We start from the raw sequence: 25,256 nt of genomic DNA, 5'->3' as shown, positions 1-25,256 counted from the left end.
GCTCCACCCGTTCCCCTCACCACCCCATCGCCGACTCCGGTCGCCCCAGGAAGGAAGAACCATGAAGCTCAACCCCACCCGGCGGGCCGCCCTCGCCTCGATCCTGTGCCTCCCGCTCGCGCTCGCCGCGTGCGGCGGGGACGACTCGTCGTCCGGCGGCTCCGGCGACGAGGTCACGCTCAAGCTGGCCCACAGCTACACCGAGCAGCAGCCGCAGCACGCGTGCGGCGCCGAGACCATCAAGGACGAGGCCGAGGGTGCGGACGTCGGCCTCAAGATCGAGATCTACCCGTCCAGCCAGCTGGGCGGCGACGCCGACCGCATCGCGTCGGTGCAGTCCGGCGACATCGACCTCGACATCCAGGGCGCCTCGGCGCTCGCCGCGGTGCACGAGCCGGTCGGCGTCCTGGACGCGGCCTACGCCTTCCCGGACGCCGAGGCGCTCGACGGCTTCATGACCGGCGAGGGCGGCACCAAGCTCAAGGACGACTTCAAGTCCGCCTCGGGCGTCACCGTGGTCGGCGCCTGGTCGGCCGGGGCCCGTCAGTTCACCGCCAACAAGGCGATCCGCGAGCCCGGCGACCTCGACGGCCTGCGCATGCGCTTCCCCGGCTCGCCGCAGTTCCTGCTGAACGCCAAGGCGCTCGGCGCGGAGGCCACCGAGGTGGCGTACGAGGAGCTGTACCTGTCGCTGCAGCAGGGCGTCGTCGACGGCCAGGAGAACCCGCTGACCAACATCGACTCGCTGAACCTCGACGAGGTGCAGAAGTTCGTGAGCCTGTCCGACCACCAGCTCAACAGCAACCTGGTCATCGCCGGCCCGAAGTACGACGAGCTGAGCAAGGAGCAGCAGGACGCGCTGACCGAGGCGGTCTCGAAGGCCGTCGCGGACATGCCGGGCTGCGTCGAGGACGCCGAGAAGACGATCCTGGACAGCTTCAAGAGCGAGGGCAAGACCCAGGTCGTCGAGGACGTCGACACCGAGGCCTTCTCGACCCAGGCCGACGCCTGGTTCCGCGAGAACCTGAAGGGCGACTCGCTGGCCGTCTACGAGTCGATCAAGGACTCCCAGCAGTGACACGGGACGGCGTTTCTCGGGGCGCCGTCGTCCCCACCTACCGGGGAGCCGTGAAGGCCGACGACCTCGGCTGGACGCTGACGCACGAGCACCTGTTCGTGCTGAGCCCGGAGCTCGACCGCGAGTACCCGCACCCCGAGTGGGACGCGGACCTCGCGGTCGAGCGGGCCGTGGCCGGCCTCGAGGAGCTGTACGACCTCGGGGTGCGGACGGTCGTCGACCTCACCGTGCCCGGTCTCGGCCGCGACACGTCCCTCGTCGGACGCGTGGCCGAGCGGGTGCGGGTGAACCTGGTCGCCTCGACCGGCTGGTACGCCGACGAGGTGCTGCCGCCGTTCTTCCGCACCCACGGGCCCGACCGCCTGGTCGGCGGGCCGGACCCGCTCGTGGAGATGTTCCGCCGTGACGTCACGGAGGGCATCGGCGCGAGCGGCGTCCGGGCCGGGATGCTCAAGGTCGTCACCGACACCCCGGGCGTCACGCCCGACATCGCCCGGGTGATGGAGGCGGCCGCGACGGTGCACCGGGAGACCGGCGTGCCGATCACGACCCACAGCAACCCGCACGAGCGCAACGGCCTGGACCAGGTCGCGTTCCTGCTCGACCGCGACGTCGACCCCGGTCACGTGGTCGTCGGGCACAGCGGCGACAGCACCGAGCTGGACTACCTGCTCGCGCTGCTCGACACCGGCGTGCTGCTCGGCGTCGACCGGTTCGGCATGGCGCACATGGGCAGCGACGCGGCCCGGATCGACCTGGTGGTCGAGCTCGTGGCCCGGGGGCACGCGACCCAGCTCGTCCTGTCGCACGACAGCGCGTTCTTCAGCCGGGTGACGCCGCCCTCGTGGCGCCGCGAGCACACCCCGCACTGGACGCACGACCACCTGAGCCGACGGATCGTCCCGCAGCTGCTCGAGCGCGGGATCCGTCAGGAGGACCTGGACACGATGATGATCGACAACGCGCGCCGGCTGCTGACGCCGGTGGGCGCGGGGGACCGGCGATGACCGCGGCACCGGGGACGCGACAGTTCCGGGTGGGCCTGCTCGGCCACGGCATCGGCCCCTCGCTCACGCCGGCGATGCACGTCCGCGAGGCCGAGCGCCTCGGACTGCCGTACGAGTACGAGATCCTCGACCTCATCGACGAGCCGGACGTCGACCTCGGCGCGCAGCTGACCAGGCTCGAGAAGGCCGGCTTCGACGCCACCAACGTCACGCACCCGTTCAAGCAGGACGTCCTGCAGCACGTCGACGAGGCCAGTGACGAGGTGCGGCGCATCGGCGCGGCCAACCTCGTGCTGCTGTCCGGCGGGCGACGGGTCGCGCACAACACCGACTACGCCGGGTTCCGGGCCGGGCTCGAGGAGTTCCTCGGCGACCGGCCGCGCGGCACCGTCCTGCAGGTCGGCGCCGGCGGCGCGGGCCTCGCGACGGCGTGCGCGCTGCTCGACCTGGGCTTCGACGAGGTCGTCGTGCACGACCGCAGCGAGGCCGCGACCCAGCGCCTCGTCGACCGGTTCGCGGACGGCACCGGCCGCATCCGATCGTCCGAGGGCGACCTGGACGGCCGGCTGGCGCAGGCGGAGGGCGTCGTCCACGTGACCCCCGTGGGGATGCGCGAGCACCCCGGCGTGGCGCTGGACGTGTCGCTGCTGGCGGCCGACGCCTGGCTGGCGGAGGTCGTCTACCGCCCGCTCGAGACCGAGCTGGTGCGCCAGGCCCGTGCCCGCGGGCTCGCGACGCTGGACGGCGGCGCCATGGCCGTCGGGCAGGCGGTCGAGAGCATCCGGCTCATCACCGGGCTCGAGCCGGACGCCGCCCGCATGCACGAGCACTTCGACCACCTGGTCGCCGGCGGCGACGCCGGCTGACCGCACGGAAGGGACCGCCATGACCGTCGTCCACGTCCTCAACGGACCGAACCTCAACCTGCTCGGCAAGCGGGAGCCCGCCGTCTACGGCCACGCCACGCTGGCCGACGTCGAGCAGCGCTGCCGTGCCTTCGCCGGCGAGCTCGGGCTCGAGCTCGACTTCCGGCAGAGCAACCACGAGGGCGAGCTCGTCACCTGGCTGCACGAGTGCGGCGTCGAGGTGGCCGCCGGACGCAGCGTCGGCGTCGTGCTCAACGCCGGGGCGTACACGCACACGTCCGTCGCGCTGCGCGACGCGGTCGTGGGGGCGGAGGTGCCGATGATCGAGGTGCACCTGACGAACGTCCACGCCCGCGAGGAGTTCCGGCACCGCTCGTACCTGAGCGGCGTCGCGCGCGGCGTGGTCGTCGGGCTCGGGCCGCTGGGCTACGACCTGGCGATCCGCGCGCTGCACGACGCCGCGCGGCCGGCCGAGTGAGCCGGGGAGGCACCGGCGCCACGTGCTCGCGTCGCTGAGCGCGCTGGCCCCGGTCCTGGCCGGGCTGGTCTGCGGGTGGTGGCTGCGGCAGGCGGGCGTCGCCCGCGAGGCCGACGGCCGCTTCCTGCTGCTGCTCAACCTGTACGTCTGCATGCCCGCGCTGATCCTGAGGTCGCTGGCGGACGTCGAGCTGACCCGCGAGATCGCGGTGTTCCCGCTGGCCGCGGTCGTCATGGTCGCGCTCGGGTACGTCGCCGGACGGGTCGCCGCCCGCGGACGGGACCGGTCGGAGGCGACCGTCGTCGTCATGTCGCTCATGGTGGTCAACGCCGCCTTCGCGCTGCCCTTCGTCGCCGCCGCGTACGGTGCCGCCGGTGTGGCCCGGCTGGCCGCGTTCGACGCGGTGCACAGCCTGCTCGTCCTCACCGTCGTCCACCTGATCGCGGCCCGGTCGAGCCCGGCGCCGCGGACCGAGCCGGCCGTCTTCGCGGTGCTGCGGACCCCGCCGCTCTACGCCACCGTCGTGGGCATCGGGCTCAGCCTGGCCGGGCGCGAGCTGCCGGGCGCCGTCGACGACCTGACCGCCTTCTTCGCCGCCGCCAGCCCGATGCTCGTCGCGGTCGGCGCGGGCGTGATGTTCCGCCCGACCCGTCGGCTGCTCGGCGCGGCCGGCCGGCTCGGGCTCGTCCGCGTGACGCTCGGGCTCGTGGTCGCCACCGCGATCGTCCTGGCGCTCGGTCTCGACGGCGCCGACGCCGGCGTCCTCGTGCTGCTCGGCGCCGCCCCGGTCGGGTTCGTCGTCGTGACGTTCTCGGCCCGCCACGAGCTCGACACCGACCTCGCCAGCCAGGCCCTCGTCGGCTCCATCCTGCTCAGCACCCTGGTGGCCACCGGCATCGTCCTGTGGTGAGGCGTCCATGGCGGAGTGCCTTCCCGACGCTGAGCACTGTGCCGCTCCCCTCGGAGGGGGAGGATGCGGACATGAAGACCGCCAACGCCATCCTCCTCGCCCTCGGCATGTTCTGGCTCGGCCTGATCTTCGCCTCCGAGAGCTTCGGGGACATCGTCTGGCTCGGCGTGGCCGGCACGGGCGGCCTCCTGCTCGGGGTCGCCGTGACCGAGCTCATCGGCCGTCGGCGACGTAAGGTGCCCGGAGCCCGCTAGTCGTCTGCCGGTCCAGCACACCCCCGCGAGCGCGTCGACGGGTCCCTGCCTCTACTCCTCGTCAGCGAGGGCCTGGGTCGGAGCGCACAGACCGGGCTGTGGGTATCCGACCTTCACCGCCTCGACGGATTCTCGCGTGTTGAGACCCAGGAGCGCGTGAGGATGTCTGAGTGAACCGTCCCATCCCCGAACTGGTCGACCGAGTCATTGGCTTCCAGCTTCAGCATCTTTCAGCTTTCCTCCCTGAGGTGCAGCAACGAGCTACGCATCCACGACCTGGGACTGTGGCCGCTCGGGATCTTGATGAGTTCCGCGCCCGAGCCACAAAGAACGATGTCGATGGTCTGAGGTGGTGGACGGGGCGGGCGTGTGTACTTAACCTGACGGCTGCTCACGAGCACCTAGTGGGCCTGCGCGTGCTCATGCAGGGCGGAGAGCTCCTGCCGATGCCAGCGATGACCATCGGTCGATCCATCTACGACTGTGTGGTTCAGACGTGCTGGCTCGTGGACGTTGAGGTCAGTTTCGAACAGCGGATGGCGCGGTGGGCTGGCCGGATGCTTGACGAGACTCAGGAGTCCCCTCATGTGCTCGACACTTTCCAGGAGAACGTGGCGGCACAAGAACGGGACCGCTTAGTTAGCGGACGCCAAACGGCTAAACGACTCATGACGCGCGCCGGATTCTCCCTGACCGCCAAAGGAGCGGAACGGGCCCAGGACACGCGACAGGTGACCTATGGAGGTGCCAAGTCAGTACTGCGGCCCAACGTGGCCCTGGAGGGCCCTCGGTTCGTCCCGAACCAGCAGTCGCTCTGGCCGCTTTTCTCCGGGGCAGCGCATGGTCGCGGATGGCTTGTAGCCGGCCTCGAAGAGGGAGACCCGCGCGAGCTCGTGGTGGCGACCGTCGCGCCTTTGCTAGATGTGTCAGACGCTCTCGTGATCGAGCTGTCGCGCTACGTGGGGATGGATCCGCGCCCGATTGTCGACAAGACTCATCTTCATCGACGGACCTTGACCATACGAGTACGGCCGGGAGGCGCGGCCCAGACTGCCGACGGCTACAGGCAGGCGGGTGGGGCGCCGCCGCTGCCGAAGCCGCACGAAGGCGCGATTGAAGCGCCTCTGTGAAGACAGGACCGTCGCGATGCGCAGGCAGGGCCCGAGAGTTCTCTACTCCTCGTCGGCGAGCGCCTGGGTGGCGATGCGGAAGGCGGTGTTGGCCGCGGGGACGCCGCAGTAGATCGCGGTCTGCAGCAGCAGCTCCTTGATCTCGTCCACGCTCAGGCCGTTGCGGCGGGCGGCGCGCACGTGCATCGCCAGCTCCTCGTGGTGGCCGAGCGCGACGAGCGCGGTCATGGTGATCAGCGAGCGGTCACGGCGCTGCAGGCCCGGGCGGGTCCAGATCTCGCCCCAGGCGTAGCGGGTGATCATGTCCTGGAACTCGCGGGTCAGGTCGATAATGCCGGCGTTGGCGCGGTCGACGTGGGCGTCGCCGAGCACCGCGCGACGCACCTTCATGCCGGACGCGTGACGGTCGGCGTCCGTGGTCTGCAGGTGGGCCTGCAGCAGCGCCGCGACGGCGTCGGGGTTCTCGGCTGGGGCCAGGTGTGCGACGTCGTCGAGCACGACCAGGCGTCCGGACTGGACGCCGTCCGCGATCTCGGCCAGCGACGCCGGTGGGGTGGGCTCGTCGGCCGAGCCGGCCACCGCGAGCACCGGGGTCGCGATCTCGCCGAGCCGGTCGCGGACGTCGAACGCCGCCAGTGCCTCGCAGGCCAGCGAGTAGCCCTCGGAGTCCGCGTCCTGCAGCGAGTGCAGGAGCGCGGTCGTCCGCTCGGGCTTGCGCTCGATGAAGCCGGGCGCGAACCAACGCTTGGCCGAGCCCTCGACCATGCGCGGGGTGCCGGACGAGCGCACCTGCTCGGCGCGCTCGGCCCACGACTCCGCCGTGCCGATCTTCGCGCCGGTGCACAGGACGGCGGCGGACGTGACGCGGTCCGGGGCGTCGAGCAGCAGCTGCAGGCCGACGGCCCCACCGAGCGAGACGCCGGCATAGGCGAACGGGGCGCCCGGGCCGGCCGCGCGGTCGACGACGTCCAGCACGGCGGCGGCGAGGTCGGCCACCGAGAACGTGCCGGCCGGGGCCTCGGAGCGTCCGTGCCCGGGCAGGTCCCAGCCGACCAGGTGGAACGAGTCGGCCAGCCGGGAGACCACCGGGGCCCACAGCGCCTCGACCGAGGTGCCGAGCGACGGACCCAGCACCAGCAGCGGCCCCGATCCGGGCTCGCTCAGCTGGACGGCGGTCAGGCGCAGGTCGGTCACGAGGTCTCCTCGAGGTAGGCGGTCGCGGTGGCGAGGGCGCGGTCGACCAGCAGGTCGGTGGCGCCGGCGTAGGTGGGGGACGGGTCGCGGTCGAGCAGCCCGGCGATCGAGCGCTGCTCGGCGAGCAGCGCGTCGCCAGCCGCGGTCAGGTTGGCGGCCATGGCCTCGGCGTCCACGCGCAGGCCGGACAGCAGGCTGCGGGCGTGGACGGACGCGGTGACGGTGCGGCGGGCGAGCGTGCGCAGGGTCGCCCACTCGACGTGCCAGGAGCCGTCCGGACGTTCGTCGACGCTCAGCGCGGACGCGGAGTGCAGCGTCGCGGCCAGCGGGGGAGCGGCGATCGCGGCCCGGCGCAGCAGCACCGACAGCACAGGGTTCTGCTTGTGCGGCATGGTCGACGACCCGCCGCCGGTGGCCTCGTGCAGCTCGCCGAGCTCGGGACGCGCGAGGGTCGCGACGTCCGTGGCGATGCGGCCCCACGCGTCGGTGCAGGTGACGAGCGCGTCGCCGATCACGGTGACCCGGCCGCGGCTGGTGTGCCACGGTGCGACCGGTGCCAGCCCGAGGCGGGCGGCGAACGCCTCGACCAGGGCGAGGGAGCGGCCGGCCGGGTCCGGGTCGTCCTGCAGGGCGGCGAGCTCGGACGACGCGGCGAGCGACCCCGCGGCCCCGCCGACCTGCACCGCGGCACCGGCGTCGACGGCCCGCAGCCCGCGTCCGGCGGCGACGACCGACTCCAGCCAGGTCGCGGCCTTGAGCCCGAACGTGATGGGGACGGCCTGCTGGGTGAGCGTGCGGGCCGCGACCGGCGTCGTCCGGTGCTCGCGCACCAGGGTGGCCAGCGCCTCGACCTGCCCGCGCGTCTCGGCGAGCACGCGCTCGGACGCGTCGCGGGCCAGCAGGACGAGCGCGTTGTCCAGGACGTCCTGGCTGGTGAGCCCGCGGTGCATCCAGCGGGCGGCGGCGGCGTTGCGAGGCTCGACCCGCGAGCGCAGCAGCTTCAGCAGCCCGATGACCGGGTTGCCGCCGGACTCCGCGCCGGCCGCGACCTCGGCGACGTCGTCGGGCCCGACGAGCCCCTCGAGGTCGTCGGCGGCGTCGACCGGCACCAGCCGGTGCTCGACGAGGGTCGCCAGCCACGCCGCCTCCACCCGCACCATCGCGGACAGGAAGGCGGGCTCGGAGAACAGGTCGCCGGCGTGCTCGTCACCGGGCCAGAACAGGTCGGCCATGAGGACAGTCTGCTGGCTCAGTGGCCGGGGTACGTGAGGAAGACGGTCTCGTCGTCGCCCTGCAGCCGGACGTCGAACCGGAAGCCGGTCTCCTCGCGGGTGGTGAGCAGCGTCGAGCGGCGCTCCGGCTCCAGCGACGTCAGCAGCGCGTCGTCGGCGACCGAGCCGTCCTCGGCGGTCACGTACGCGCGGGTGAACAGCCGGTTCAGCAGCCCGCGGGCGTAGACCGCGACGGCGAAGAACGCTGGCTTCCCGGCCTCGGTGGGCCCGGGCTCGAGCGTCGTGAACGAGTAGTGGCCGGTGGCGTCGGTGGCGGCCCGGCCGAAGCCGGTGAACGTCCACGGGTCGCGGTGCAGCGAGCCGGGCTCCTGCACGACGCGTCCCTCGGGGTCGGCCTGCCACAGCTCGAGCAGGGCGTCCGGGACGGGCGCGCCGGCGCCGTCCGTGACCGTGCCGTGCAGCCGGATCGCGCCCTCGCGGCCGACCGGCACCAGCTGGTCCGAGCCCTCGTAGGGCAGTGCGTAGTGGAAGAACGGTCCGACCGTCTGGCCGGGCGTCGCGACGAGCTTGCTCATGCCTGCTCCTCCTCTTCCATCCACGTGCGGTGGCTGCCGGTCAGCACGATGTCCCAGCGGTAGCCGGTCGACCACTCGTGCGAGGTGACGTCGTGGTCGTAGGTCGCGACGAGCCGGTCGCGCGCCTTCTGGTCGGTGATCGACTGGTAGATCGGGTCGAGCGAGAACAGCGGGTCGCCCGGGAAGTACATCTGGGTGACCATCCGCTGGGTGAAGTCGGTGCCGAACAGCGAGAAGTGGATGTGCGCCGGCCGCCACGCGTTGTGGTGGTTCTTCCACGGGTACGGGCCGGGCTTGATCGTCTGGAACCGGTACGAGCCGTCCGGACCAGTCAGGCAGCGGCCGACGCCGGTGAAGTTCGGGTCGATCGGCGCGGGGTGCTGGTCGCGCTTGTGGATGTAGCGGCCGGCCGCGTTGGCCTGCCAGATCTCGACCAGCTGGCCGGCCACCGGACGTCCGTCGCCGTCGACGACGCGGCCGGTCACGGTGATGCGCTCACCGATCGGCTCCCCGTTCGGCTGCATCGTCAGGTCCGACTCCAGCGGGCTCACGTCGCGGTGCCCGAACGCCGGCGACCACAGCTCGATCTCCTCGGGATCGGTGTGGTGCAGGCTCTTCGTCGGGTGGCGCAGCAGGCTGCTGCGGTACGGCGGGAAGTCCAGCCGGGGCTGGGTCTCCTCGACGCCGGAGGCCTCGTACTCCTTCGAGCCGGCGGCGATCTCCGCGTCGATCTCGGCCTGCGAGGCGGCGGCCGCGTCGGGATCGGTGGGGACGGTGCTCATGCGCCGACGGTACGGACGTGGCCCACGTCACGGCCAGGGTAGGCTTCCGGTGGACGGAAGGAACGGACGCGATGAGCGAGCGAGCGGCAGGACCCAGCGTCACCTCGCGGGCGCTGGCGCTGCTGGGCGCGTTCGACGCCGAGCACCGGCGGCTCACGCTCACTGAGATGGCGGCGCGGGCGGACGTCCCGCTGTCGACCGCGCACCGGCTCGTCGGCGAGCTGCAGGAGTGGGGCGCGGTCGAGCGACGGCCGGACGGTGCGTACGTCGTCGGCCGCCGGCTGTGGGACGTCGGCCTGCTCGCTCCGCTGCAGAGCGGCCTGCGCGAGGCGGCGTCCCCGTTCCTGTCGGACGTCCACGCCGCGACCCGCGCGACCGTCCACCTGGCGGTGCGCGAGGGGACCGAGGTGCTCTACGTCGACCGGCTCATGGGCACGGCGTCGCTGCCCATCGTCAGCCGGGTCGGCTCGCGGCTGCCGCTGCACTGCACCGGCGTCGGCAAGGTGCTGCTCGCCCACGCGCCCGAGCCCGTGCGCGCGGCGGTCATGGACCACCTGCCCCGCATGACGCCGTACACGGTGACCCAGCCGCGCATCCTGGCCGACCAGCTCGAGCGGGCCCGCCGTCAGGGCTACGCCACGACCGCCGAGGAGATGACGCTCGGCGCCGGCTCGATCGCGGTGCCCGTGCTGCGCGGCGGCGAGGTCGTGGCCGCGCTCGGCGTGGTCGTCGGTGACACCCGGCGTGGCCGGGCCGGCTTGGTCGCCGCGCTGCGTGTCGCGTCCCAGGGCGTCACCCGCACCCTCGAGCGTCCGTAGGAGGCCGCGCCAGGACCCGCCGGTCAGCGGTCGATCATGCGCTGCATGGCCTCGGGATAGCGGTCGCCGACCACCTGGACGCTCTCGGAGGCGGCGTCGAGCTCGGCGAGGTCCTCGGCGGTCAGCTCGAGCCGGGCGGCGGCGAGGTTCTCGTCGACGCGCTCGATGCGACGCGTGCCCGGGATCGGCACGATCCACGGCTTGCGGGCGAGCAGCCAGGCGAGCGCCACCTGCCCGGGCGTGGCCCCCTTCCGCTGGGCGACCGCCGTGACGAGGTCGGCGAGGTCGAGGTTGCGCGCGAGGGCGTCCGGCGCGAATCGCGGCAGCGTGGCCCGGATGTCACCCGCGCCGAACGTCGACTCGCGGGTGAGCCGGCCGGTCAGCAGCCCTCGACCGAGCGGGCTGAACGGCACGAACCCGATCCCGAGCTCCTCCACCGTGTCGAGCACCGACTCCTCGGGCTCTCGCCAGAACAACGAGTACTCGCTCTGCAGGGCGGTGACCGGGTGCACCGCGTGGGCTCGGCGGATGGTGCCGGCCCCGGCTTCGGAGAGCCCGAAGTGCTTGACCTTGCCGGCCTCGACGAGCTCCTTCACCGTGCCGGCGACGTCCTCGATCGGCACGTCCGGGTCGACGCGGTGCTGGTAGAGCAGGTCGATGACGTCGGTGCGCAGGCGGCGCAGCGACCCGTCGACGGCGGCGCGGATGTCGTCCGGACGACTCGTGACGCCGCTCTGGCGGCCGTCCGCGTCGAAGGCGAAGCCGAACTTCGTGGCCAGGACGACGTCGGACCGCACCGGTGCCAGCGCCTCGCCGACGATGTCCTCGTTCTCGAACGGGCCGTAGACCTCGGCGGTGTCGAAGAACGTGATCCCGTGGTCGACGGCCTCGCGCAGGAAGGCGACCATCTCCGGCCGGGCGGGAGAGGGGCCGAAGCTCTGGCTGATGCCCATGCAGCCGAGGCCGACGGGGGAGACGACCGGGCCGTGTGCTCCGAGGGTGCGCGTCATGTCGTGGTGCTCCGATCGGACGACGAGTGGACGGACCCACGGTAGGCACGGTCGTGCGCGACGAGGGAGGTCGAGCCTGTACCCGTCTCGACGGTGACCGCCCTGGACGCACGAGGCCGCCCGACCCCGGACGGGGTGGGCGGCCTCGACGGGCGAGCCGGCTCAGCGACGGGCGAGTGCCTCGTCCTCGCGGTCGCGCGACGGCTTGGCGCCCAGCTCGGACGTCGGGACGTCCTTGGTCTCGCGGGCGGTCAGCGCCGCGATCGAGGCGATGATCGCGATGACCGCGGTGAAGCCGGCCGTCACGGTCCAGCCGCCCTCTTCGACGCCGCCCAGGGCGGTGACGATCGTCGGCGCGAAGCCGGCCATGAGGAAGCCGAGCTGGGTGCCGATCGCCAGGCCGGAGAAGCGGACGCGGGCGTCGAACATCTCGGCGTAGAACGACGGCCAGACGGCGTTCGCCGCCGCGTAGCCGCACGAGAACGTCAGCACCGCGAGGGCGAAGATCAGCAGCTCGTTGTCCTGGCTCATCGAGAGCAGGTAGAAGGGCATGAGCGCCGCGCTGGACAGCGCGCCGTAGACGAACACCGGCTTGCGGCCGATGCGGTCGGCGAGCATGCCGAACAGCGGCTGGGTGCCGAGCGCGACGACGTTGGCGGCCACGACGAGCCACAGCGTGATCGACTCGTCGACGCCGACCTCCTTGCCGTAGGCGATGGCCAGGTTGCCGAACACCGTCGAGATCGCGGCGATGAACGCGCAGCAGATGACCCGCAGCACGTCGGCCCAGTGGTGGCGCAGCAGGTCGACCAGAGGGATCTTCGCGACGTCGCCGGACGCCTTCTTGGCCGCGAACTCCGGCGGCTCGTGCAGGCTGCGGCGGATGAAGAAGGCCACGATCACCACGAGCGCGCTGAACCAGAACGGGATCCGCCAGCCCCAGCTGTACTTGATGTCGTCGGGCAGCGAGACCACCGGGATGAACACCAGCGCGGCGAGGATCTGGCCGCCCTGGGTGCCGGTCAGCGTCCAGGACGTGAAGAACGAGCGCCGGTCGTCGGGTGCGTGCTCGAGGGTCAGCGAGCTGGCGCCGGCCTGCTCGCCCGCCGCCGACAGGCCCTGCATGAGCCGGCACAGCACCAGCAGCACCGGGGCGGCCCAGCCGATCGCGTCGAAGCTGGGCAGGCAGCCGATCAGGAAGGTCGACAGACCCATGAGCACGAGGGTGAACATGAGCACCTTCTGCCGTCCGACCCGGTCGCCGAAGTGGCCCAGGATGACGGCGCCGAAGGGCCGGGCGACGTAGGCGAAGCCGAACGTCGCGAACGACATGACGAGCGCCGAGGCGTCGTCGTCGGGGAAGAACACGTGCGGAAAGATCAGCGCCGCGGCGGAGCCGAAGACGAAGAAGTCGTAGTACTCCACGGCGCTGCCCATGAAGCTGGCGAGGGCCGCCTTCTTCGGGGTCTTGGACGCATCGATGGCCTGCATCGGGGCTCCTTGATCAGGGTCGGGGCTCGTCGGCCGCGAGGACGCGGAAGTGACGGAGCATGCGGTCGGGGTCGGGCTCGACGCCCGTGATGAGCCGGAAGGCGTCGACGGCCTGGTGGACGGCCATGTGGCCTCCGTCGAGGGTGCGGCAGCCCGCGGCCCGGGCCGCGGTCAGCAGCTCGGTCTCCAGCGGGCGGTACACGATGTCGGCGACCCAGAGCCCGGGGTGGAGGAGTCGGTCGTCGAGCGGGAGGCCGGGGTGGTCGGCCATGCCGGTGGGGGTGCAGTGCACGAGGCCGGACGCGTCGGGCAGCAGCGCCGGGAGCTTGGCGGCGCTGGCGGCCGAGACGCGGGCGTCGGGGTAGCGGGCGGCGAGGTCGCCAGCCAGCGCCTGGGCGCGGGCGTCGTCGACGTCCACGACGGTCAGGTGCGCGGTGCCGAGCCCGAGCAGGGCGTCGGCCACGGCGCTGCCCGCCCCGCCGGCGCCGAGTAGGACGACGTCCTCGGTGGACGCGTCGGGCAGGCCGGTCGTGAAGGCGGTGGCGAAGCCGGTGACGTCGGTGTTGTGGCCGACGAGGCGTCCGTCGCGCAGCAGGACGGTGTTGACCGCGCCCAGCGCGGCGGCCCGGGGGTCGACCTCGTCGAGGTGCTGCAGCACGAGCTGCTTGCACGGGTGGGTGACGTTGAACGCGTCGTAGCCGAGCCGGCGGCCCTGCTCGAGCAGGTCGCCCACCGCCTCGGCGGGCAGGCCGAGGGTGGGGAGGTCGATCGTCCGGTACACGTAGGTCAGGCCGAGGGCCCGGGCCTCCCCCATGTGCAGCGGAGGGGTGAGGGACGGTCCGACGCCGGCGCCGATGAGGCCGACGAGGAACGGGTGGGACATGGACGCTCCGGATCTAATGTACGAACTGGTACGTCCGTGAAGTAGATCACGCCCGTCGGAGGACGTGTCAAGCCGGGAGGTGCAGCGGAGGTCAGCCGCGGGTGCCGGCCGTGAGCCAGGAGACGACGACCTCGCCGATCATCGAGCGCAGGTGCTCCTGCTCGTGCGGAGCCTGCAGGTCGCGGCCGAACAGGTGGCCGAACGTGTGCTGGTTGGCCACCTGGAAGACGCAGTACGCGCTGATGACCAGGTGCACGTCGACCGCGTCGACGCCGTCGCGGAACACGCCCGCCTCGCGCCCGCGCTCGAGCAGGTCCTCGAGCAGCGCGACGGCCGGGTTGCCCAGCTCGCGCAGCGAGTCGATCTGCTGCATGAACGAGCCGTGGTGGATGTTCTCGATCGACACCAGGCGGATGAACGCAGGGTTCGCGTTGTGGTGGTCGTAGGTGAGCTCGGCCAGCCGGCGGACGGCGTCCACGGGCTCGAGGTCGCCCACGTGGAGCTCCTGCTCGGCCCGGCGGATGCCCAGGTAGGCGTCCTCCAGGACGGCCCGGTACAGGCCCTCCTTGCCGCCGAAGTAGTAGTAGATCATCCGCTTCGTGGTGCTGGTGCGCTCGGCGATCTCGTCGACCCGCGCGCCGGAGTAGCCCGCCTCGGCGAACACCTCGGTCGCCACGCGCAGCAGCTCGGCGCGGGTGCGCTCGGCGTCGCGCTGCCGCTCGGGCCTGGTCTCGGTCACGCCGCCGAGCCTAGTGGTCGCGAGCCGGTTCCGGGGGCGTGACGGGGCTGACAACGGACGTACCAGGTCGTACATTGAGGCCCGGACGGAAGGAGTCCTCATGCGCACCTCGGTGGCCACGGTCTGCCTCAGCGGAAGCCTCGTCGACAAGATGCACGCCTGCGCGGACGCCGGGTTCGACGGCATCGAGGTCTTCGAGCCCGACCTGGTCGCCAGCGACCACTCGCCCGAGGAGGTCCGCGCCCTGGCCGACCGGCTCGGGCTGACGCTGGACCTGTTCCAGCCCTTCCGCGACTTCGAGGGCGTCACCGACGACCTGCTCGAGGCCAACCTGCGCCGGGCCGAGGCCAAGTTCGCGCTCATGAACCGGCTCGGCGTCGACACCGTGCTCGTCTGCTCGAACGTGGCGACCGCGACCATCGACTCCGACGAGGTGAGTGCCGCGCAGCTGCGCCGGCTCGGCGACCTGGCCGACCAGTACGACGTCCGCATCGCGTTCGAGGCCCTGGCCTGGGGGCGCTTCGTGGACGACTACCGGCGCGCCTGGCGCATCGTCGAGCTCGCCGACCACCCGCGCGTCGGGGTGTGCCTGGATTCCTTCCACATCCTGTCGCGCGGCCACGACCCCGCCGAGATCGAGAAGATCCCGGGCGACAAGATCTTCTTCCTCCAGCTGGCCGACGCCCCGGCGCTGTCGATGGACGTGCTGTCGTGGTCGCGTCACCACCGGCTGTTCCCGGGCGAGGGCTCGTTCGACCTGGCCGGGTTCCTGGCCCACGTCCTGCGCGCCGGCTACACCGGACCGCTGTCGCTCGAGGTCTTCAACGACACGTTCCGCCAGACCGACGTCACCCGGACGGCCCGGCACGCGCTGCGCTCGCTCGTGTGGCTGGAGGACGCCGCCGGCCGCCTGGTCGAGGGCCGGGCCGACCTGGACCGGCTGCCGCTCGCGTCCGCGCCGCAGGGCTACGACTTCGTCGAGGTCAAGGCCGAGGACACCGCGGACGTGGAGGTCATGCTCGGCCAGCTCGGCTTCACCTTCCGTGGGCGCCACCGCACGAAGCCGGTGCGGCTGTGGTCGGCCGGCGACGCACGCGTCGTGCTCAACGAGCAGCAGGCCCGCGACCAGCGTCCGCACCTGGCCGCGGTCGGGCTCGCGGTCGACGACCCGGCGACCACGGCGGCCCGGGCGCGCGTGCTCATGGCTCCGCCCGTCCACCGCCGCACGTACGCCTCGGAGGTTCCGCTGGAGGCGTTCACCGCGCCGGACGGCACCGAGGTCTTCCTCGGCGAGGCCACCGGCGGCGAGCCCGTCTGGGTGGACGAGTTCGAGGGCGGTGACGAGGTGGGGACGAGCCCGGTCTCGCGCGTCGACCACGTCAACCTGGCCCAGCCGTGGGCCGACTTCGACGAAGCGGTGCTGTTCTACACGTCCGTGCTCGGCCTCGACGCGGGCTCCGGCACCGAGGTGGCCGGGCCACGCGGTCTCGTCCGTAGCCAGGTCATGCGGACGCCCGACGGGTCGGTGCGCATCCCGCTGAACGTGGCTCCGTCCGGGACGTCCGACTACGCCCAGCACGTGGCGTTCGCCTGCGACGACGTCGTGGCCGTGGCCCGCCGGGCGCGCGAGGCCGGCATGGCGTTCCTGCCGGTGCCGCGCAACTACTACGACGACCTGGCCGCGCGGTACGACCTGCCGGACCGCGACGTGGCCGAGCTGCGCGAGCTCGACCTGCTCTACGAGCGCGACGAGCACGGCGCGTTCGTGCACTTCTACACGCGCACCGCCGGGCAGGTGTTCCTCGAGGTCGTCGAGCGACGCGACGGCTACGACGGCTACGGCGCCACGAACGCGCCGATCCGGCTCGCCGCCCAGCAGCGGGCCTAGTCGGCCCGGCCGAGCTGGACGAGCGCCGGTCCGGCCGGCACCGAGCAACACCCCCCGGTGGTGGGCGCGTCGTCGAACGTGCCGGCGCCGCCGCAGACGCCGGTCTCGGGCAGCACGAGCTCGACCCGCTCGGCGGCCTCGCGGTCGCCGGCCAGGGCCGCCGCCACCGACCGGGCCTGCTCGAACCCGGTGAGCGCCAGGAACGACGGCGCGCGCCCGTACGACTTCATGCCCACGGGGTAGAAGCCGCGCTCGGGCTGCTCCAGCTCGCGGACGCCGTGCGGGTAGACGGTGCCGCAGGAGTGCACGTTCGGGTCGATGAGCGGGGCCAGCGCACGGGGTGCCTGGAGCCGGGGGTCGAGGTCGAGCCGCACCTCGCCGAGGAACGACAGGTCGGGGCGGAAGCCGGTCAGCGCGACGACCTCGTCGACGTCCTCGACCCGGCGGCCGTCGCTGGCCACGACCGCGAGCCGCTCACCGGTCCGCTCCACCCGCTCGGTGCGGAAGCCGGTCACGGTGGTCACCCCGTCTCCGGAGACCACGGCCCGCGCCTGCTCGCCGAGCGCGCCACGCTGGCTGAGCTGGTCCTGCTCGCCACCGCCGAACGCGTCGCCCACGGCCGCGCGGCGGACCAGCCAGGTGACGCGAGCGCCGGGCAGGCGCGCGAGCCCGATGAGCGCCGTCTTGGCCGAGGCGCCGGTGCCGGCGACGACCACGTGGCGGCCGGCGTACCGCTCGCGCGTCACCGGGTCGGCCAGGTCGGGCACCCGGTACGAGACCCGGTCGGACGCCTCGCGCTCGCCGACGGCGGGCCGCCCGTCGCCGCCCAGCGGGCCGGTGCCCGACCAGGTGCCGGACGCGTCGACGACGGCCCGGGCCCGCAGCCGGAGGTCGCCCTGCGGCGTCCGGACGTGGACGACGAACGGCGCCTCGTCGCGACCGGAGTCGACCATGACGTCGCGGTCGAGCCGCGTCACGCCGGTGACCTCGTGACGCAGGCGGACGACGTCGCCCAACGCCTCGGCCAGCGGGTCCAGGTAGCGGTCGGCCCAGTCGCCGCCGGTCGGGAAGCGGGCCGCGTCGGGGGAGTCCCACCCCACGGCGTCGAGGAGCCGGGCCGCGGCCGGGTCGACGAGCTCGGACCACGGCGAGAACAGACGCACGTGCGACCACTCGCGCACGGCGGCCCCGGCCCGGTCGCCGCGCTCGAGGACGACGACGTCCAGCGCGCGCTCGCGCAGGTGGGCGGCGGTGGCCAGGCCGATCGGTCCGGCTCCGACGACGACGACGGGAAGCTCAGTCATGGCGGACCTCCAGGTCCAGGGAGACGACCAGGTCCTCGACCCGGCGGCGGATCTCGTCGCGCACCTCGCGCACGACGTCCAGGCCCTGCCCGGCCGGGTCGGTGAGCACCCAGTCCTCGTAGCGGGTGCCGGGGAAGAAGGGGCAGGCGTCGCCGCACCCCATCGTGATCACGACGTCGGACGTCTGCACCGCGTCGTCGGTGAGCACGCGCGGTGTCGCGGCGGCGATGTCGATGCCGAGCTCGGCCATCGCCTCGACGGCGACCGGGTTGACGGCGTCGGCGGGCTGGGAGCCGGCCGAGCGCACCTCCACCCGGTCGCCGGCCAGGTGGGTCAGCCAGGCGGCAGCCATCTGCGAGCGTCCGGCGTTGTGGACGCACACGAACAGGACGGACGGTCGGTCAGCCACGAGAGCTCCTCGGGTCGGGTGTGGGGAAGAGGCGCCGCGTCCGCAGCGCGACGTGGACGAGGCCGACGAGCACCGGCACCTCGATGAGCGGCCCGACCACGCCGGCCAGGGCCTCGCCCGACGCGATCCCGAACGTCCCGATCGCCACGGCGATCGCCAGCTCGAAGTTGTTGCCGGACGCGGTGAAGGCCAGCGTCGCGGTGCGGTCGTAGCCGAGCCCGAGCCGGTGCCCGGCGACCATGCCCGCGGCGAACATCAGGGCGAAGTAGGCGAGCAGGGGCAGCGCGATGCGCGCGACGTCCGCGGGGTTCGCGGTGACCCTGTCGCCCTGCAGCGCGAACAGCATCACGATCGTGAACAGCAGGCCGTAGAGCGCCCATGGGCCCAGCCGGGGGAGCAGCCGCTCCTCGTACCAGGCCCGGCCGCGGACCCGCTCGCCCACGCGTCGGGTCAGGTAGCCGGCCAGCAACGGGACGCCGAGGAAGACGAGGACGCTCACGGTGACGGCTGTGACGCTGAACTGCGCGCTCACCGTCTCCAGGCCGAGCCAGCCGGGCAGCGCCTCCAGGTAGAACCAGCCGAGCGCGCCGAACGCGACGACCTGGAACACCGAGTTGAGCGCCACCAGCACGGCGGCGGCCTCGCGGTCGCCGCAGGCCAGGTCGTTCCAGACGAGGACCATCGCGATGCAGCGGGCGAGCCCGACGACGACCAGGCCCGTGCGGTACTCGGGCAGGTCGGGCAGCAGCAGCCAGGCCAGGGCGAACATGAGCGCCGGCCCGACGAGCCAGTTGAGGACGAGCGAGGCGCCGAGCAGGCGCCGGTCGGTGGTGACGGCGCCCAGCTCGTCGTAGCGGACCTTGGCCAGCACCGGGTACATCATCACGAGCAGCCCGAGCGCGATCGGGACGGAGACGGAGCCGACGGTCACCGCGTCCAGCACGTCCGCGACGCCCGGCCAGGCCGAGCCGAGGGCGAGGCCGGCGATCATGGCCGCGCCGATCCAGACCGGCAGGTACCGGTCGAGGGCGGACAGTCGCCCGGGCGGTGCGGTGGTGGTGCTCACGGAGACCCTTCCATCGATGGACGTCGATGCCTGGACGATAGCAAGACATCGATGGATGTCAATGTCTGGAGTAGGATGACGTCATGACGACCGCCGAGCCGGACGCCTGCTGCGTCCCGATCACCGCCGAGGCGCTGCCCGACGACGCCGCCCGGCGCCTGGCCGCCCGGTTCAAGGCGATCGGCGAGCCCACGCGGCTGCGGCTCCTCTCGCTCGTCGCCGCCCACGACGGCGCGGAGGCGTGCGTGTGCGACCTGACCGCGCCGGTCGGGCTGTCGCAGCCGACTGTCTCGCACCACCTGAAGGTGCTGGTCGACGCCGGGCTCCTCACCCGGACCAAGCGCGGCGTGTGGTCGTACTACGCCCTCGTGCCGGGTGCACTGGACGACCTCGCCGACGTGCTGCGCTCCGGCGCCGTCGCCCCCGCCTAGCCCGCCGCGGCGTCAGGCGTCCTGGGTCTCCGCACCCTCGGCGGCCTCGGCCCGGCGCCCCATGCGTCCGGCCAGCCACGCGCACACCACGAGCTGCAGCTGGTGGAACAGCATGAGCGGCAGCACCGCGAGCGCGAAGTCGTCCGACGCGAACAGCACCGACAGCATCGGCAGGCCGGCGGCCAGGCTCTTGTGGCTGCCGCAGAACAGCAGCGGCGCGCGGTCGGCCGGCGCCAGACGGATCGCGCGGCCGAGCAGCACGCACAGGCCGAGTGCCGCCGCCAGCAGCGCCGCGCACACCGCCACGACGACCAGCGCCGACGCCACGTCGACGTGGCTCCAGACGTCCGCCTCAGCGCCCTTGCTGAACGCCGCGTAGACGACGAGCAGGATGGTCAGCCGGTCGTAGCGGCTGAGCACCGGGTGCCAGCGCTTGACCGTGGCCGCGGTCAGCGGACGGCTCAGGGTGCCCAGCGCGAACGGCACGAGCAGCTGCAGGACGATCGACAGCACCGTCGACCCGCTCACCGTCACCTCGCCGCTGCCGGCGAGCAGCAGGCCGACGAGCAGCGGGGTCAGCGCGACACCCAGCAGGTTCGACAGCGACGCCCCCACCACCGCGCCGGCCACGTTGCCGCGGGCGATGGCGGTGAACGCGACGGACGACTGCACCGTTGACGGCACGAGGGTCAGCAGCAGCACGCCGGTCGCCAGGCCGGCGGGCAGCACCGGCTCCGTCGCCGCCTGGGCGAGCAGCCCCATGAGCGGGAACGCCACGTAGGTCATGGCCAGGATCGCCACGTGCAGCCGCCAGCCGCGCAGCCCGTGCCAGGTCTCGGCGGGGGAGAGCCGCACGCCGTAGAGGAAGAACAGCAGCGCGACGGCGGCCTTCACGACGACGTCGAGCACGTCGAGCCCCTCGCCGGTGACCGGCAGGAACGTCCCCAGCAGCGCGACGCCGAGCAGGGCCAGCAGGAAGGGATCGAGACGCAGCCGCACACGGGAACCCTAGGGGAGTCCGCGCGACGGGGTCCGACGTCCTAGGCTGGCGGTGTGACCGATCGCATAGCCGTCATCGGCGTCGGCGTGATGGGTGAGACCCTCGTGTCCACGCTCCTGGCCTCCGGCGTCGAGCCGAGCCGCGTCGTCGCCGTCGAGAAGCGCGCCGAGCGGGCCGCCGAGCTGCGCGAGCGCCACGGCATCGACGTCGCCGCGCTCGACGACGCGGTGCGCGGCGCCGACCTGGTGCTGCTCGTGACCAAGCCGCAGGACGTCCCGGGCGTGCTGGAGCAGGTCGGGGCGCTGGTCGCCCCGGGGGCCGCGGTCGTCTCGTTCGCCGCCGGTGTCCGCACCGCCACGATCGAGGCCGCGGTGGCCGACGGCGTGGAGGTGCTGCGGGTCATGCCCAACACCCCCGCGCTCGTGGGCCAGGGCGTCTTCGGCGTCTCGCCCGGCGCCTCGTGCGGGCCCGACCGGGTGGCCGCGGTCCAGCGCCTGCTGGAGCCCGGCGGCACGGTCGTGGTCGTCGACGAGGACGACCAGGACGCGCTCACCGCCGTCTCCGGCTCCGGCCCCGCCTACGTCTTCTACCTCGCCGAGGCGATGATCGCCGGCGGCGTCGAGGCCGGCCTCGACCCGGCCACGGCCCACCGCCTGGCCGTGGCCACCATCCAGGGCTCGGCCGCGCTCCTGGCCGGCAGCGACGACGAGCCGGCCGAGCTGCGCCGCCGGGTCACCTCGCCGAACGGCACCACCGCCGCGGCCATCGAGACGTTCGACTCCCGCGGCGTCAGGCAGGCCGTGGCCGAAGGCGTCCGCGCCGCCGCCGCCCGCTCCGCCCAGCTGTCCGGCCCGGGCGAATGAGCGAGGACGTCGCGCCGCAGGAGTCGGCCCCGCAGCGCTCGGTCGTCGTCTTCGACGACCAGATGACCCAGTACGACTTCGGCGCCCACCACCCCATGGCGCCGGTGCGGGTCGAGCTGACGATGATGCTCGCCGAGGAGCTCGGCGTCCTGGAGCAGGTCGACGTCGTGGGCGCCCCCGCGGCCACCGACGACGACCTGGTGCGGCTGCACACGCCGGCCTACGTCGAGCGCGTGCAGAAGCTCAGCAGCCACCCGCACTACACCGAGCCCGGCTTCGGTCTGGGCACCGAGGACAACCCCGTCTTCGCCCACATGCACGAGGCCAGCGCGCTCATCGCCGGCGCCAGCATCGAGGCCGCCCGCCAGGTCTGGACCGGCCAGGCCCGGCACGCGGTCAGCGTCTGCGGCGGCCTGCACCACGCGATGCCGGGCAAGGCCAGCGGCTTCTGCATCTACAACGACGTCGCGCTGGCCATCGCCTGGCTGCTCGACCACGGTGCCGAGCGGGTCGCCTACGTCGACGTCGACGCGCACCACGGCGACGGCGTCCAGACGATGTTCTGGGGCGACCCGCGCGTGCTCACGATCTCGGTCCACGAGGGCCCGCAGACGCTGTTCCCCGGCACCGGCTACGCCACCGAGACGGGCGGCGAGGGGGCCGAGGGGTCCGCGATCAACGTCGCGCTGCCGCCGGCCACCTCGGACGCCGGCTGGATGCGCGCGTTCCACGCCGTCGTGCCGCAGGCGCTGCGCGAGTTCGCCCCCGACGTGCTGGTCACCCAGCACGGCTGCGACTCGCACATGGACGACCCGCTCACCAACCTCATGCTCAGCGTCGACGGCCAGCGAGCGTCCTACCTGGCCCTGCGCGACCTGGCCGACGAGCTGTGCGGCGGGCGGTGGGTGTCGACCGGCGGGGGCGGCTACGCCGTGCTGGACGTCGTCCCGCGCGCCTGGAGCCACCTCATCGCCGTCGTCGGCGGCACGCCGCTCGACGTGACCACGCCGACGCCGGAGCGCTGGCGCGCCCGGGTGGCCGAGCTGCGTGGTGGCGACGCCCCCACGCGCATGACCGACGGGCGCCTGCCCACCTTCCGCGACTGGCGCGAGGGGTACGACCCGGCCAGCTGGCTGGACCGCTCGATCATGGCCACGCGCACCGCCGCGTTCCCGCTGCTGGGCCTGGATCCGCAGCCCTGAACCGAGCGGTGAAATTGTTCGTCCGTTCGGCTACCGCGCCGCGCTGCGAACCACTACTCTCTGCTCAGGCACGCGCGCTCTTCTCCGGTGGGGAAGCCGGAGTGCGCGCGTGCCGTTCACTTTCCAGGGAGGAAGCGCCATGGTCTCGTCCGTGCGTTTCATGACCGTGGCGGAGGTCGCCTCCCAGATGCGCGTGTCCAAGATGACCGTGTACCGCCTCGTCCACGCCGGCGAGCTCGAGGCCGTCCGCGTGGGACGTTCCTTCCGGGTGCCCGAGCACGCGGTCGAGACCTACCTCAAGAACTCCTACTTCCAGGCGGGCTGAGCGCTCCGACGCGGCCTGGCTGGTCGTTCCTGGCCTGCTGCCCGTAGGCTGGGGACTCGCAATTGACTCAGTCGTCAGAAGGTGGACCGTGGGTTCTGTCATCAAGAAGCGTCGCAAGCGGATGTCGAAGAAGAAGCACCGCAAGATGCTCAAGCGCACGCGCGTGCAGCGCCGCCGTCTGGGCAAGTGAGCCGGACGGGCCTGTAGACCATGGGCCGCGTCGTCCTGGTGACCGGGCTCTCGCGCGACATCGCTCTGCGATGCGCGCGGCTGCTCGCTGACCAGGGGGACGCGCTCGGGATCGACAAGGTCGTCGGTGTCGACGTCACGCCGCCGAGGGAGGACCTCGGCGGCGTGAAGTTCGTCCGCGCCGACATCCGCACGCCGGTCATCGCGAAGGTCATCGCGGTCGAGGACGTCGACACCGTCGTCCACCTCGACCTCGGTCCCGCGCACGGCCGCGGCGCGGCCAAGGAGCTCAACGTCATCGGGACGATGCAGCTGCTGGCCGCCTGCCAGCGCGTCTCGCACGTCACGACGTTCGTGCTGGGCTCCTCGACGGCCGTCTACGGCACGTCCGCGCGCAGCCCCGCGCTGTTCACCGAGTCCTCGGTGGCCCGCGGCGGCACCGGCTCGGGCTTCCCGAAGGACGTCTGCGAGGTCGAGGGCTACGTGCGCGGCTTCGCCCGCCGCCGGCCCGACGTCCGCATCGTGACGCTGCGCTCGGCCCAGGTGCTCGACGCCGGCGCCCCGCTGGCGTCCTACTTCGCCAACCCGGTCCTGCCGACGGTCGCGGGCTACGACCCGCGGCTGCAGTTCCTGCACGTCCACGACGCGCTCGAGGTGCTGCGCCGCGCCGTCGTCGACGAGGGCGTCCAGGGCACGTTCAACGTGGCCGGCGACGGCGTCGTGATGCTGTCGCAGGCCGTGCGCCGGCTCGGGCGTCCGACCGTGCCGTTCCCGCCGGTCGGGTTCGGCACGGCGGCGCGCACCATGCTGCGGGCCATGGGCTCCGACATCACGCCCGACCTGCACCGGCTGCTCATGCACGGCCGCGTCGTCGACACGACGGCGCTGCGCACGATCCTGGGGTACGCCCCGGCGTACACCAGCGCCGAGGCGTTCTCGATGTTCGCGGCCGGGCTCCAGCCCGGTCTGCTCAGCGGGAGGGGAGCCTCGTGACCGACGACCACCGCGACGTGCCACTGGGCACCTCGGGCCGAGCCGGACGCGGCTCGCAGCGCGGCACCACGCCGTCCACCGCCGCCCGGTCGCTGGCCGGCGGTGCCGCCCGCCCGCCGCGTCGCCCGAGCGACCCCGCGGGCGCCTCCGGCCCCGGGCGTCCACGCCTGCACGCCGTGCCCGACGACGCCTCCGCCGAGCCGCCCCCGTCCGCGCACGACGGTCCGCAGGAGCCGCCCCCGACGGGGCTCCCGCTCGACGAGGTCCTGACCGCGGTTGTCGCCGCCGCCCAGCGCGTGCTCGGCGACGACTGGGAGTCCCGCCTCGCGCGCATGCTGGCCACGCTGCGCCGTCGTCTCTCGGGCGACTACGAGGTCGACGACTTCGGCCACGACCCCGAGGTCGCCGAGCTGCTGGTGCAGGTCCTCGAGCCGCTGGCCGAGAAGTGGTTCCGGCTCGAGGTGCGCGGAGTGCACAACATCCCGGCCGAGGGCGGCGCCCTGCTGGTCGGCAACCACTCCGGCACCGTCCCGATCGACGGGCTCATCACCAGCTACGCCGTCCACCGCTACGCGCAGCGCACCCTGCGTCCGCTCGCTGCCGACCTCGTGTTCGCGCTGCCGTTCGTCGGCGAGACCGCGCGCAAGTTCGGCGCCACGCTGGCCTGCACCGAGGACGCCGAGCGGCTGCTCGGCCGCGGCGAGCTGGCCGCCGTGTGGCCCGAGGGCTTCAAGGGCGTCGGGAAGCCGTTCAGCGAGCGCTACAAGCTGCAGCGGTTCGGCCGCGGTGGGTTCGTGTCGTCGGCGATGCGCGCCCAGGTGCCGATCGTCCCGGTGTCGATCGTCGGCGCCGAGGAGATCTACCCGCTCGTGGGCAACTTGCCGTCGCTCGCGCGCCTGCTCGGCCTGCCCTACCTGCCGATCACGCCGTTCTTCCCGTGGCTGGGGCTGCTCGGTCTCGTGCCGCTGCCCAGCAAGTGGATCATCGAGTTCGGCGAGCCGGTGCGCACGGACGCCTACGCGCCCGAGGCGGCCGACGACCCGATGCTGCTGTTCAACGTCACCGACCAGGTGCGCGAGACGATCCAGCAGACGCTGTACGGCCTGCTCGTCGACCGGGGCGGCGCCTTCTTCTAGGCG

At 73.0% G+C, this 25,256-nt stretch carries 28 protein-coding genes; 16 read left to right on the top strand and 12 right to left on the bottom strand.

The annotated features are described in order from the left end of the window. Positions 1 to 61: 61 nt before the first annotated feature. The 7 genes from HGAM_RS01920 (at position 62) to HGAM_RS01890 (ending at position 5,723) form a co-directional block, all read left to right on the top strand. Positions 62 to 1,078: a DctP family TRAP transporter solute-binding subunit gene (locus tag HGAM_RS01920; protein ID WP_019143781.1), complete on the top strand. Its 1,017-nt coding sequence runs from the start codon at positions 62 to 64 to the stop codon at positions 1,076 to 1,078. A gap of 50 nt (positions 1,079 to 1,128) precedes the next feature. Continuing rightward, complete coding sequence (locus HGAM_RS01915; protein WP_019143780.1) at positions 1,129 to 2,085, top strand: phosphotriesterase family protein; 957 nt, start codon at positions 1,129 to 1,131, stop codon at positions 2,083 to 2,085. After that, positions 2,082 to 2,951 carry a shikimate dehydrogenase gene (locus HGAM_RS01910; RefSeq protein WP_038951480.1) on the top strand — a complete coding sequence of 290 codons (870 nt, stop codon included), beginning with the start codon at positions 2,082 to 2,084 and terminating at the stop codon, positions 2,949 to 2,951. Before HGAM_RS01915 ends, HGAM_RS01910 begins: the two co-directional genes overlap by 4 nt. A gap of 19 nt (positions 2,952 to 2,970) precedes the next feature. Beyond that, on the top strand, positions 2,971 to 3,429 hold the full coding sequence (gene aroQ / locus HGAM_RS01905; RefSeq protein ID WP_019143778.1) for a type II 3-dehydroquinate dehydratase: 459 nt from the start codon (positions 2,971 to 2,973) through the stop codon (positions 3,427 to 3,429). A 22-nt stretch (positions 3,430 to 3,451) separates the two neighbouring features. Then, positions 3,452 to 4,339: an AEC family transporter gene (locus HGAM_RS01900; RefSeq protein WP_019143777.1), complete on the top strand. Its 888-nt coding sequence runs from the start codon at positions 3,452 to 3,454 to the stop codon at positions 4,337 to 4,339. Positions 4,340 to 4,410: 71 nt separating this feature from the next. After that, complete coding sequence (locus HGAM_RS01895) at positions 4,411 to 4,593, top strand: hypothetical protein (RefSeq protein WP_019143776.1); 183 nt, start codon at positions 4,411 to 4,413, stop codon at positions 4,591 to 4,593. Positions 4,594 to 4,763: 170 nt separating this feature from the next. Then, positions 4,764 to 5,723, top strand: a complete 960-nt coding sequence (locus HGAM_RS01890) for a hypothetical protein (RefSeq protein ID WP_147543470.1) — start codon at positions 4,764 to 4,766, stop codon at positions 5,721 to 5,723. A 42-nt stretch (positions 5,724 to 5,765) separates the two neighbouring features. Here the strand turns inward: HGAM_RS01890 and pcaDC are convergent, their stop codons facing one another. From pcaDC to pcaH, 4 genes are read right to left on the bottom strand one after another with little or no spacing between them, the layout of a single operon-like run. Continuing rightward, positions 5,766 to 6,917, bottom strand: coding sequence for a bifunctional 3-oxoadipate enol-lactonase/4-carboxymuconolactone decarboxylase PcaDC (gene pcaDC / locus HGAM_RS01885; RefSeq protein ID WP_019143774.1), 1,152 nt, complete (start codon positions 6,915 to 6,917; stop codon positions 5,766 to 5,768). Further along, complete coding sequence (locus HGAM_RS01880; RefSeq protein WP_019143773.1) at positions 6,914 to 8,149, bottom strand: lyase family protein; 1,236 nt, start codon at positions 8,147 to 8,149, stop codon at positions 6,914 to 6,916. Before HGAM_RS01880 ends, pcaDC begins: the two co-directional genes overlap by 4 nt. 17 nt (positions 8,150 to 8,166) lie before the next feature. Then, entirely contained in the window at positions 8,167 to 8,724 is a 558-nt protein-coding gene (gene pcaG / locus HGAM_RS01875) for a protocatechuate 3,4-dioxygenase subunit alpha (protein WP_019143772.1), read from the bottom strand. Next, positions 8,721 to 9,506, bottom strand: a complete 786-nt coding sequence (pcaH, locus tag HGAM_RS01870; protein ID WP_019143771.1) for a protocatechuate 3,4-dioxygenase subunit beta — start codon at positions 9,504 to 9,506, stop codon at positions 8,721 to 8,723. The genes pcaG and pcaH overlap by 4 nt, the downstream gene beginning before the upstream one ends. Positions 9,507 to 9,577: 71 nt before the next feature. Here pcaH and HGAM_RS01865 point away from each other — a divergent pair, with 71 nt between their 5' ends. Continuing rightward, positions 9,578 to 10,324, top strand: coding sequence for an IclR family transcriptional regulator (locus tag HGAM_RS01865; protein ID WP_019143770.1), 747 nt, complete (start codon positions 9,578 to 9,580; stop codon positions 10,322 to 10,324). 23 nt (positions 10,325 to 10,347) lie between these two features. Here the strand turns inward: HGAM_RS01865 and HGAM_RS01860 are convergent, their stop codons facing one another. From HGAM_RS01860 to HGAM_RS01845, 4 genes are all read right to left on the bottom strand, one after another. Beyond that, positions 10,348 to 11,334 (bottom strand): aldo/keto reductase, encoded by a 987-nt coding sequence (locus HGAM_RS01860; protein ID WP_019143769.1) that lies wholly within the window; start codon positions 11,332 to 11,334, stop codon positions 10,348 to 10,350. Between the two features lie 162 nt (positions 11,335 to 11,496). Then, positions 11,497 to 12,825: an MFS transporter gene (locus HGAM_RS17220; protein ID WP_019143768.1), complete on the bottom strand. Its 1,329-nt coding sequence runs from the start codon at positions 12,823 to 12,825 to the stop codon at positions 11,497 to 11,499. Positions 12,826 to 12,838: 13 nt separating this feature from the next. Continuing rightward, positions 12,839 to 13,708: a shikimate dehydrogenase gene (locus HGAM_RS01850; protein WP_019143767.1), complete on the bottom strand. Its 870-nt coding sequence runs from the start codon at positions 13,706 to 13,708 to the stop codon at positions 12,839 to 12,841. A gap of 91 nt (positions 13,709 to 13,799) precedes the next feature. After that, the gene (locus HGAM_RS01845) at positions 13,800 to 14,447 is read right to left on the bottom strand and encodes a TetR/AcrR family transcriptional regulator (RefSeq protein ID WP_019143766.1); all 648 of its coding nucleotides are present in this window, start codon (positions 14,445 to 14,447) and stop codon (positions 13,800 to 13,802) included. A gap of 100 nt (positions 14,448 to 14,547) precedes the next feature. Between HGAM_RS01845 and HGAM_RS01840 the strand changes: the two genes are divergently transcribed. Further along, positions 14,548 to 16,335, top strand: a complete 1,788-nt coding sequence (locus HGAM_RS01840) for a bifunctional sugar phosphate isomerase/epimerase/4-hydroxyphenylpyruvate dioxygenase family protein (RefSeq protein ID WP_019143765.1) — start codon at positions 14,548 to 14,550, stop codon at positions 16,333 to 16,335. On the opposite strand, the gene HGAM_RS01835 is transcribed toward HGAM_RS01840, so the two are convergent. Genes HGAM_RS01835 through arsB form a run of 3 tightly spaced genes read right to left on the bottom strand, consistent with a single transcriptional unit; the run spans position 16,332 to position 19,114 of the window. Beyond that, complete coding sequence (locus HGAM_RS01835) at positions 16,332 to 17,639, bottom strand: FAD-dependent oxidoreductase (RefSeq protein WP_019143764.1); 1,308 nt, start codon at positions 17,637 to 17,639, stop codon at positions 16,332 to 16,334. The two genes, HGAM_RS01840 and HGAM_RS01835, sit on opposite strands and share 4 nt — an antisense overlap. Beyond that, positions 17,632 to 18,048 carry an arsenate reductase ArsC gene (locus HGAM_RS01830; RefSeq protein ID WP_019143763.1) on the bottom strand — a complete coding sequence of 139 codons (417 nt, stop codon included), beginning with the start codon at positions 18,046 to 18,048 and terminating at the stop codon, positions 17,632 to 17,634. The genes HGAM_RS01835 and HGAM_RS01830 overlap by 8 nt, the downstream gene beginning before the upstream one ends. Further along, positions 18,041 to 19,114, bottom strand: coding sequence for an ACR3 family arsenite efflux transporter (gene arsB, locus HGAM_RS01825; protein WP_019143762.1), 1,074 nt, complete (start codon positions 19,112 to 19,114; stop codon positions 18,041 to 18,043). Before arsB ends, HGAM_RS01830 begins: the two co-directional genes overlap by 8 nt. Positions 19,115 to 19,197: 83 nt before the next feature. Between arsB and HGAM_RS01820 the strand changes: the two genes are divergently transcribed. After that, a complete protein-coding gene (locus tag HGAM_RS01820) occupies positions 19,198 to 19,545 on the top strand; it encodes an ArsR/SmtB family transcription factor (protein WP_019143761.1) in 348 nt (115 codons plus the stop codon). A 12-nt stretch (positions 19,546 to 19,557) separates the two neighbouring features. Here HGAM_RS01820 and HGAM_RS01815 read toward each other — a convergent pair whose 3' ends face one another. Continuing rightward, positions 19,558 to 20,544 carry a bile acid:sodium symporter family protein gene (locus tag HGAM_RS01815; protein WP_019143760.1) on the bottom strand — a complete coding sequence of 329 codons (987 nt, stop codon included), beginning with the start codon at positions 20,542 to 20,544 and terminating at the stop codon, positions 19,558 to 19,560. Positions 20,545 to 20,598: 54 nt separating this feature from the next. Between HGAM_RS01815 and proC the strand changes: the two genes are divergently transcribed. The 6 genes from proC (at position 20,599) to HGAM_RS01785 (ending at position 25,253) form a co-directional block, all read left to right on the top strand. Next, complete coding sequence (proC, locus tag HGAM_RS01810) at positions 20,599 to 21,408, top strand: pyrroline-5-carboxylate reductase (RefSeq protein ID WP_019143759.1); 810 nt, start codon at positions 20,599 to 20,601, stop codon at positions 21,406 to 21,408. After that, positions 21,405 to 22,610 (top strand): acetoin utilization protein AcuC, encoded by a 1,206-nt coding sequence (locus tag HGAM_RS01805; protein WP_019143758.1) that lies wholly within the window; start codon positions 21,405 to 21,407, stop codon positions 22,608 to 22,610. Before proC ends, HGAM_RS01805 begins: the two co-directional genes overlap by 4 nt. A 139-nt stretch (positions 22,611 to 22,749) precedes the next feature. After that, positions 22,750 to 22,935, top strand: coding sequence for a helix-turn-helix domain-containing protein (locus tag HGAM_RS01800; protein ID WP_019143757.1), 186 nt, complete (start codon positions 22,750 to 22,752; stop codon positions 22,933 to 22,935). A gap of 88 nt (positions 22,936 to 23,023) precedes the next feature. Continuing rightward, a complete protein-coding gene (locus HGAM_RS20200) occupies positions 23,024 to 23,125 on the top strand; it encodes a 30S ribosomal protein bS22 (protein ID WP_019143756.1) in 102 nt (33 codons plus the stop codon). A 20-nt stretch (positions 23,126 to 23,145) separates the two neighbouring features. Then, the gene (locus HGAM_RS01790) at positions 23,146 to 24,117 is read left to right on the top strand and encodes an NAD-dependent epimerase/dehydratase family protein (RefSeq protein WP_019143755.1); all 972 of its coding nucleotides are present in this window, start codon (positions 23,146 to 23,148) and stop codon (positions 24,115 to 24,117) included. Further along, complete coding sequence (locus tag HGAM_RS01785) at positions 24,114 to 25,253, top strand: 1-acyl-sn-glycerol-3-phosphate acyltransferase (RefSeq protein WP_019143754.1); 1,140 nt, start codon at positions 24,114 to 24,116, stop codon at positions 25,251 to 25,253. Before HGAM_RS01790 ends, HGAM_RS01785 begins: the two co-directional genes overlap by 4 nt. Positions 25,254 to 25,256: the final 3 nt, after the last annotated feature.

Origin of the sequence: Aeromicrobium massiliense JC14 (assembly GCF_000312105.1) — a bacterium.
Taxonomy (GTDB): domain Bacteria; phylum Actinomycetota; class Actinomycetes; order Propionibacteriales; family Nocardioidaceae; genus Aeromicrobium; species Aeromicrobium massiliense.
The sequence above is the reverse complement of the archived record's forward strand: the minus strand, read 5'-3'. Positions and strand labels throughout refer to the sequence as shown.

Excerpts from the sequence above, each read along its gene's own strand:
- HGAM_RS01920 (WP_019143781.1), top strand. The coding sequence starts at position 62 with ATGAAGCTCAACCCCACCCGGCGGGCCGCCCTCGCCTCGATCCTGTGC.
- HGAM_RS01910 (WP_038951480.1), top strand. The coding sequence starts at position 2,082 with ATGACCGCGGCACCGGGGACGCGACAGTTCCGGGTGGGCCTGCTCGGC.
- aroQ (WP_019143778.1), top strand. The coding sequence starts at position 2,971 with ATGACCGTCGTCCACGTCCTCAACGGACCGAACCTCAACCTGCTCGGC.
- HGAM_RS01895 (WP_019143776.1), top strand. The coding sequence starts at position 4,411 with ATGAAGACCGCCAACGCCATCCTCCTCGCCCTCGGCATGTTCTGGCTC.
- HGAM_RS01880 (WP_019143773.1), bottom strand. The coding sequence starts at position 8,149 with ATGGCCGACCTGTTCTGGCCCGGTGACGAGCACGCCGGCGACCTGTTC.
- pcaG (WP_019143772.1), bottom strand. The coding sequence starts at position 8,724 with ATGAGCAAGCTCGTCGCGACGCCCGGCCAGACGGTCGGACCGTTCTTC.
- pcaH (WP_019143771.1), bottom strand. The coding sequence starts at position 9,506 with ATGAGCACCGTCCCCACCGATCCCGACGCGGCCGCCGCCTCGCAGGCC.
- HGAM_RS01865 (WP_019143770.1), top strand. The coding sequence starts at position 9,578 with ATGAGCGAGCGAGCGGCAGGACCCAGCGTCACCTCGCGGGCGCTGGCG.
- HGAM_RS01860 (WP_019143769.1), bottom strand. The coding sequence starts at position 11,334 with ATGACGCGCACCCTCGGAGCACACGGCCCGGTCGTCTCCCCCGTCGGC.
- HGAM_RS17220 (WP_019143768.1), bottom strand. The coding sequence starts at position 12,825 with ATGCAGGCCATCGATGCGTCCAAGACCCCGAAGAAGGCGGCCCTCGCC.
- HGAM_RS01850 (WP_019143767.1), bottom strand. The coding sequence starts at position 13,708 with ATGTCCCACCCGTTCCTCGTCGGCCTCATCGGCGCCGGCGTCGGACCG.
- HGAM_RS01840 (WP_019143765.1), top strand. The coding sequence starts at position 14,548 with ATGCGCACCTCGGTGGCCACGGTCTGCCTCAGCGGAAGCCTCGTCGAC.
- HGAM_RS01835 (WP_019143764.1), bottom strand. The coding sequence starts at position 17,639 with ATGACTGAGCTTCCCGTCGTCGTCGTCGGAGCCGGACCGATCGGCCTG.
- HGAM_RS01820 (WP_019143761.1), top strand. The coding sequence starts at position 19,198 with ATGACGACCGCCGAGCCGGACGCCTGCTGCGTCCCGATCACCGCCGAG.
- HGAM_RS01805 (WP_019143758.1), top strand. The coding sequence starts at position 21,405 with ATGAGCGAGGACGTCGCGCCGCAGGAGTCGGCCCCGCAGCGCTCGGTC.
- HGAM_RS01800 (WP_019143757.1), top strand. The coding sequence starts at position 22,750 with ATGGTCTCGTCCGTGCGTTTCATGACCGTGGCGGAGGTCGCCTCCCAG.
- HGAM_RS01790 (WP_019143755.1), top strand. The coding sequence starts at position 23,146 with ATGGGCCGCGTCGTCCTGGTGACCGGGCTCTCGCGCGACATCGCTCTG.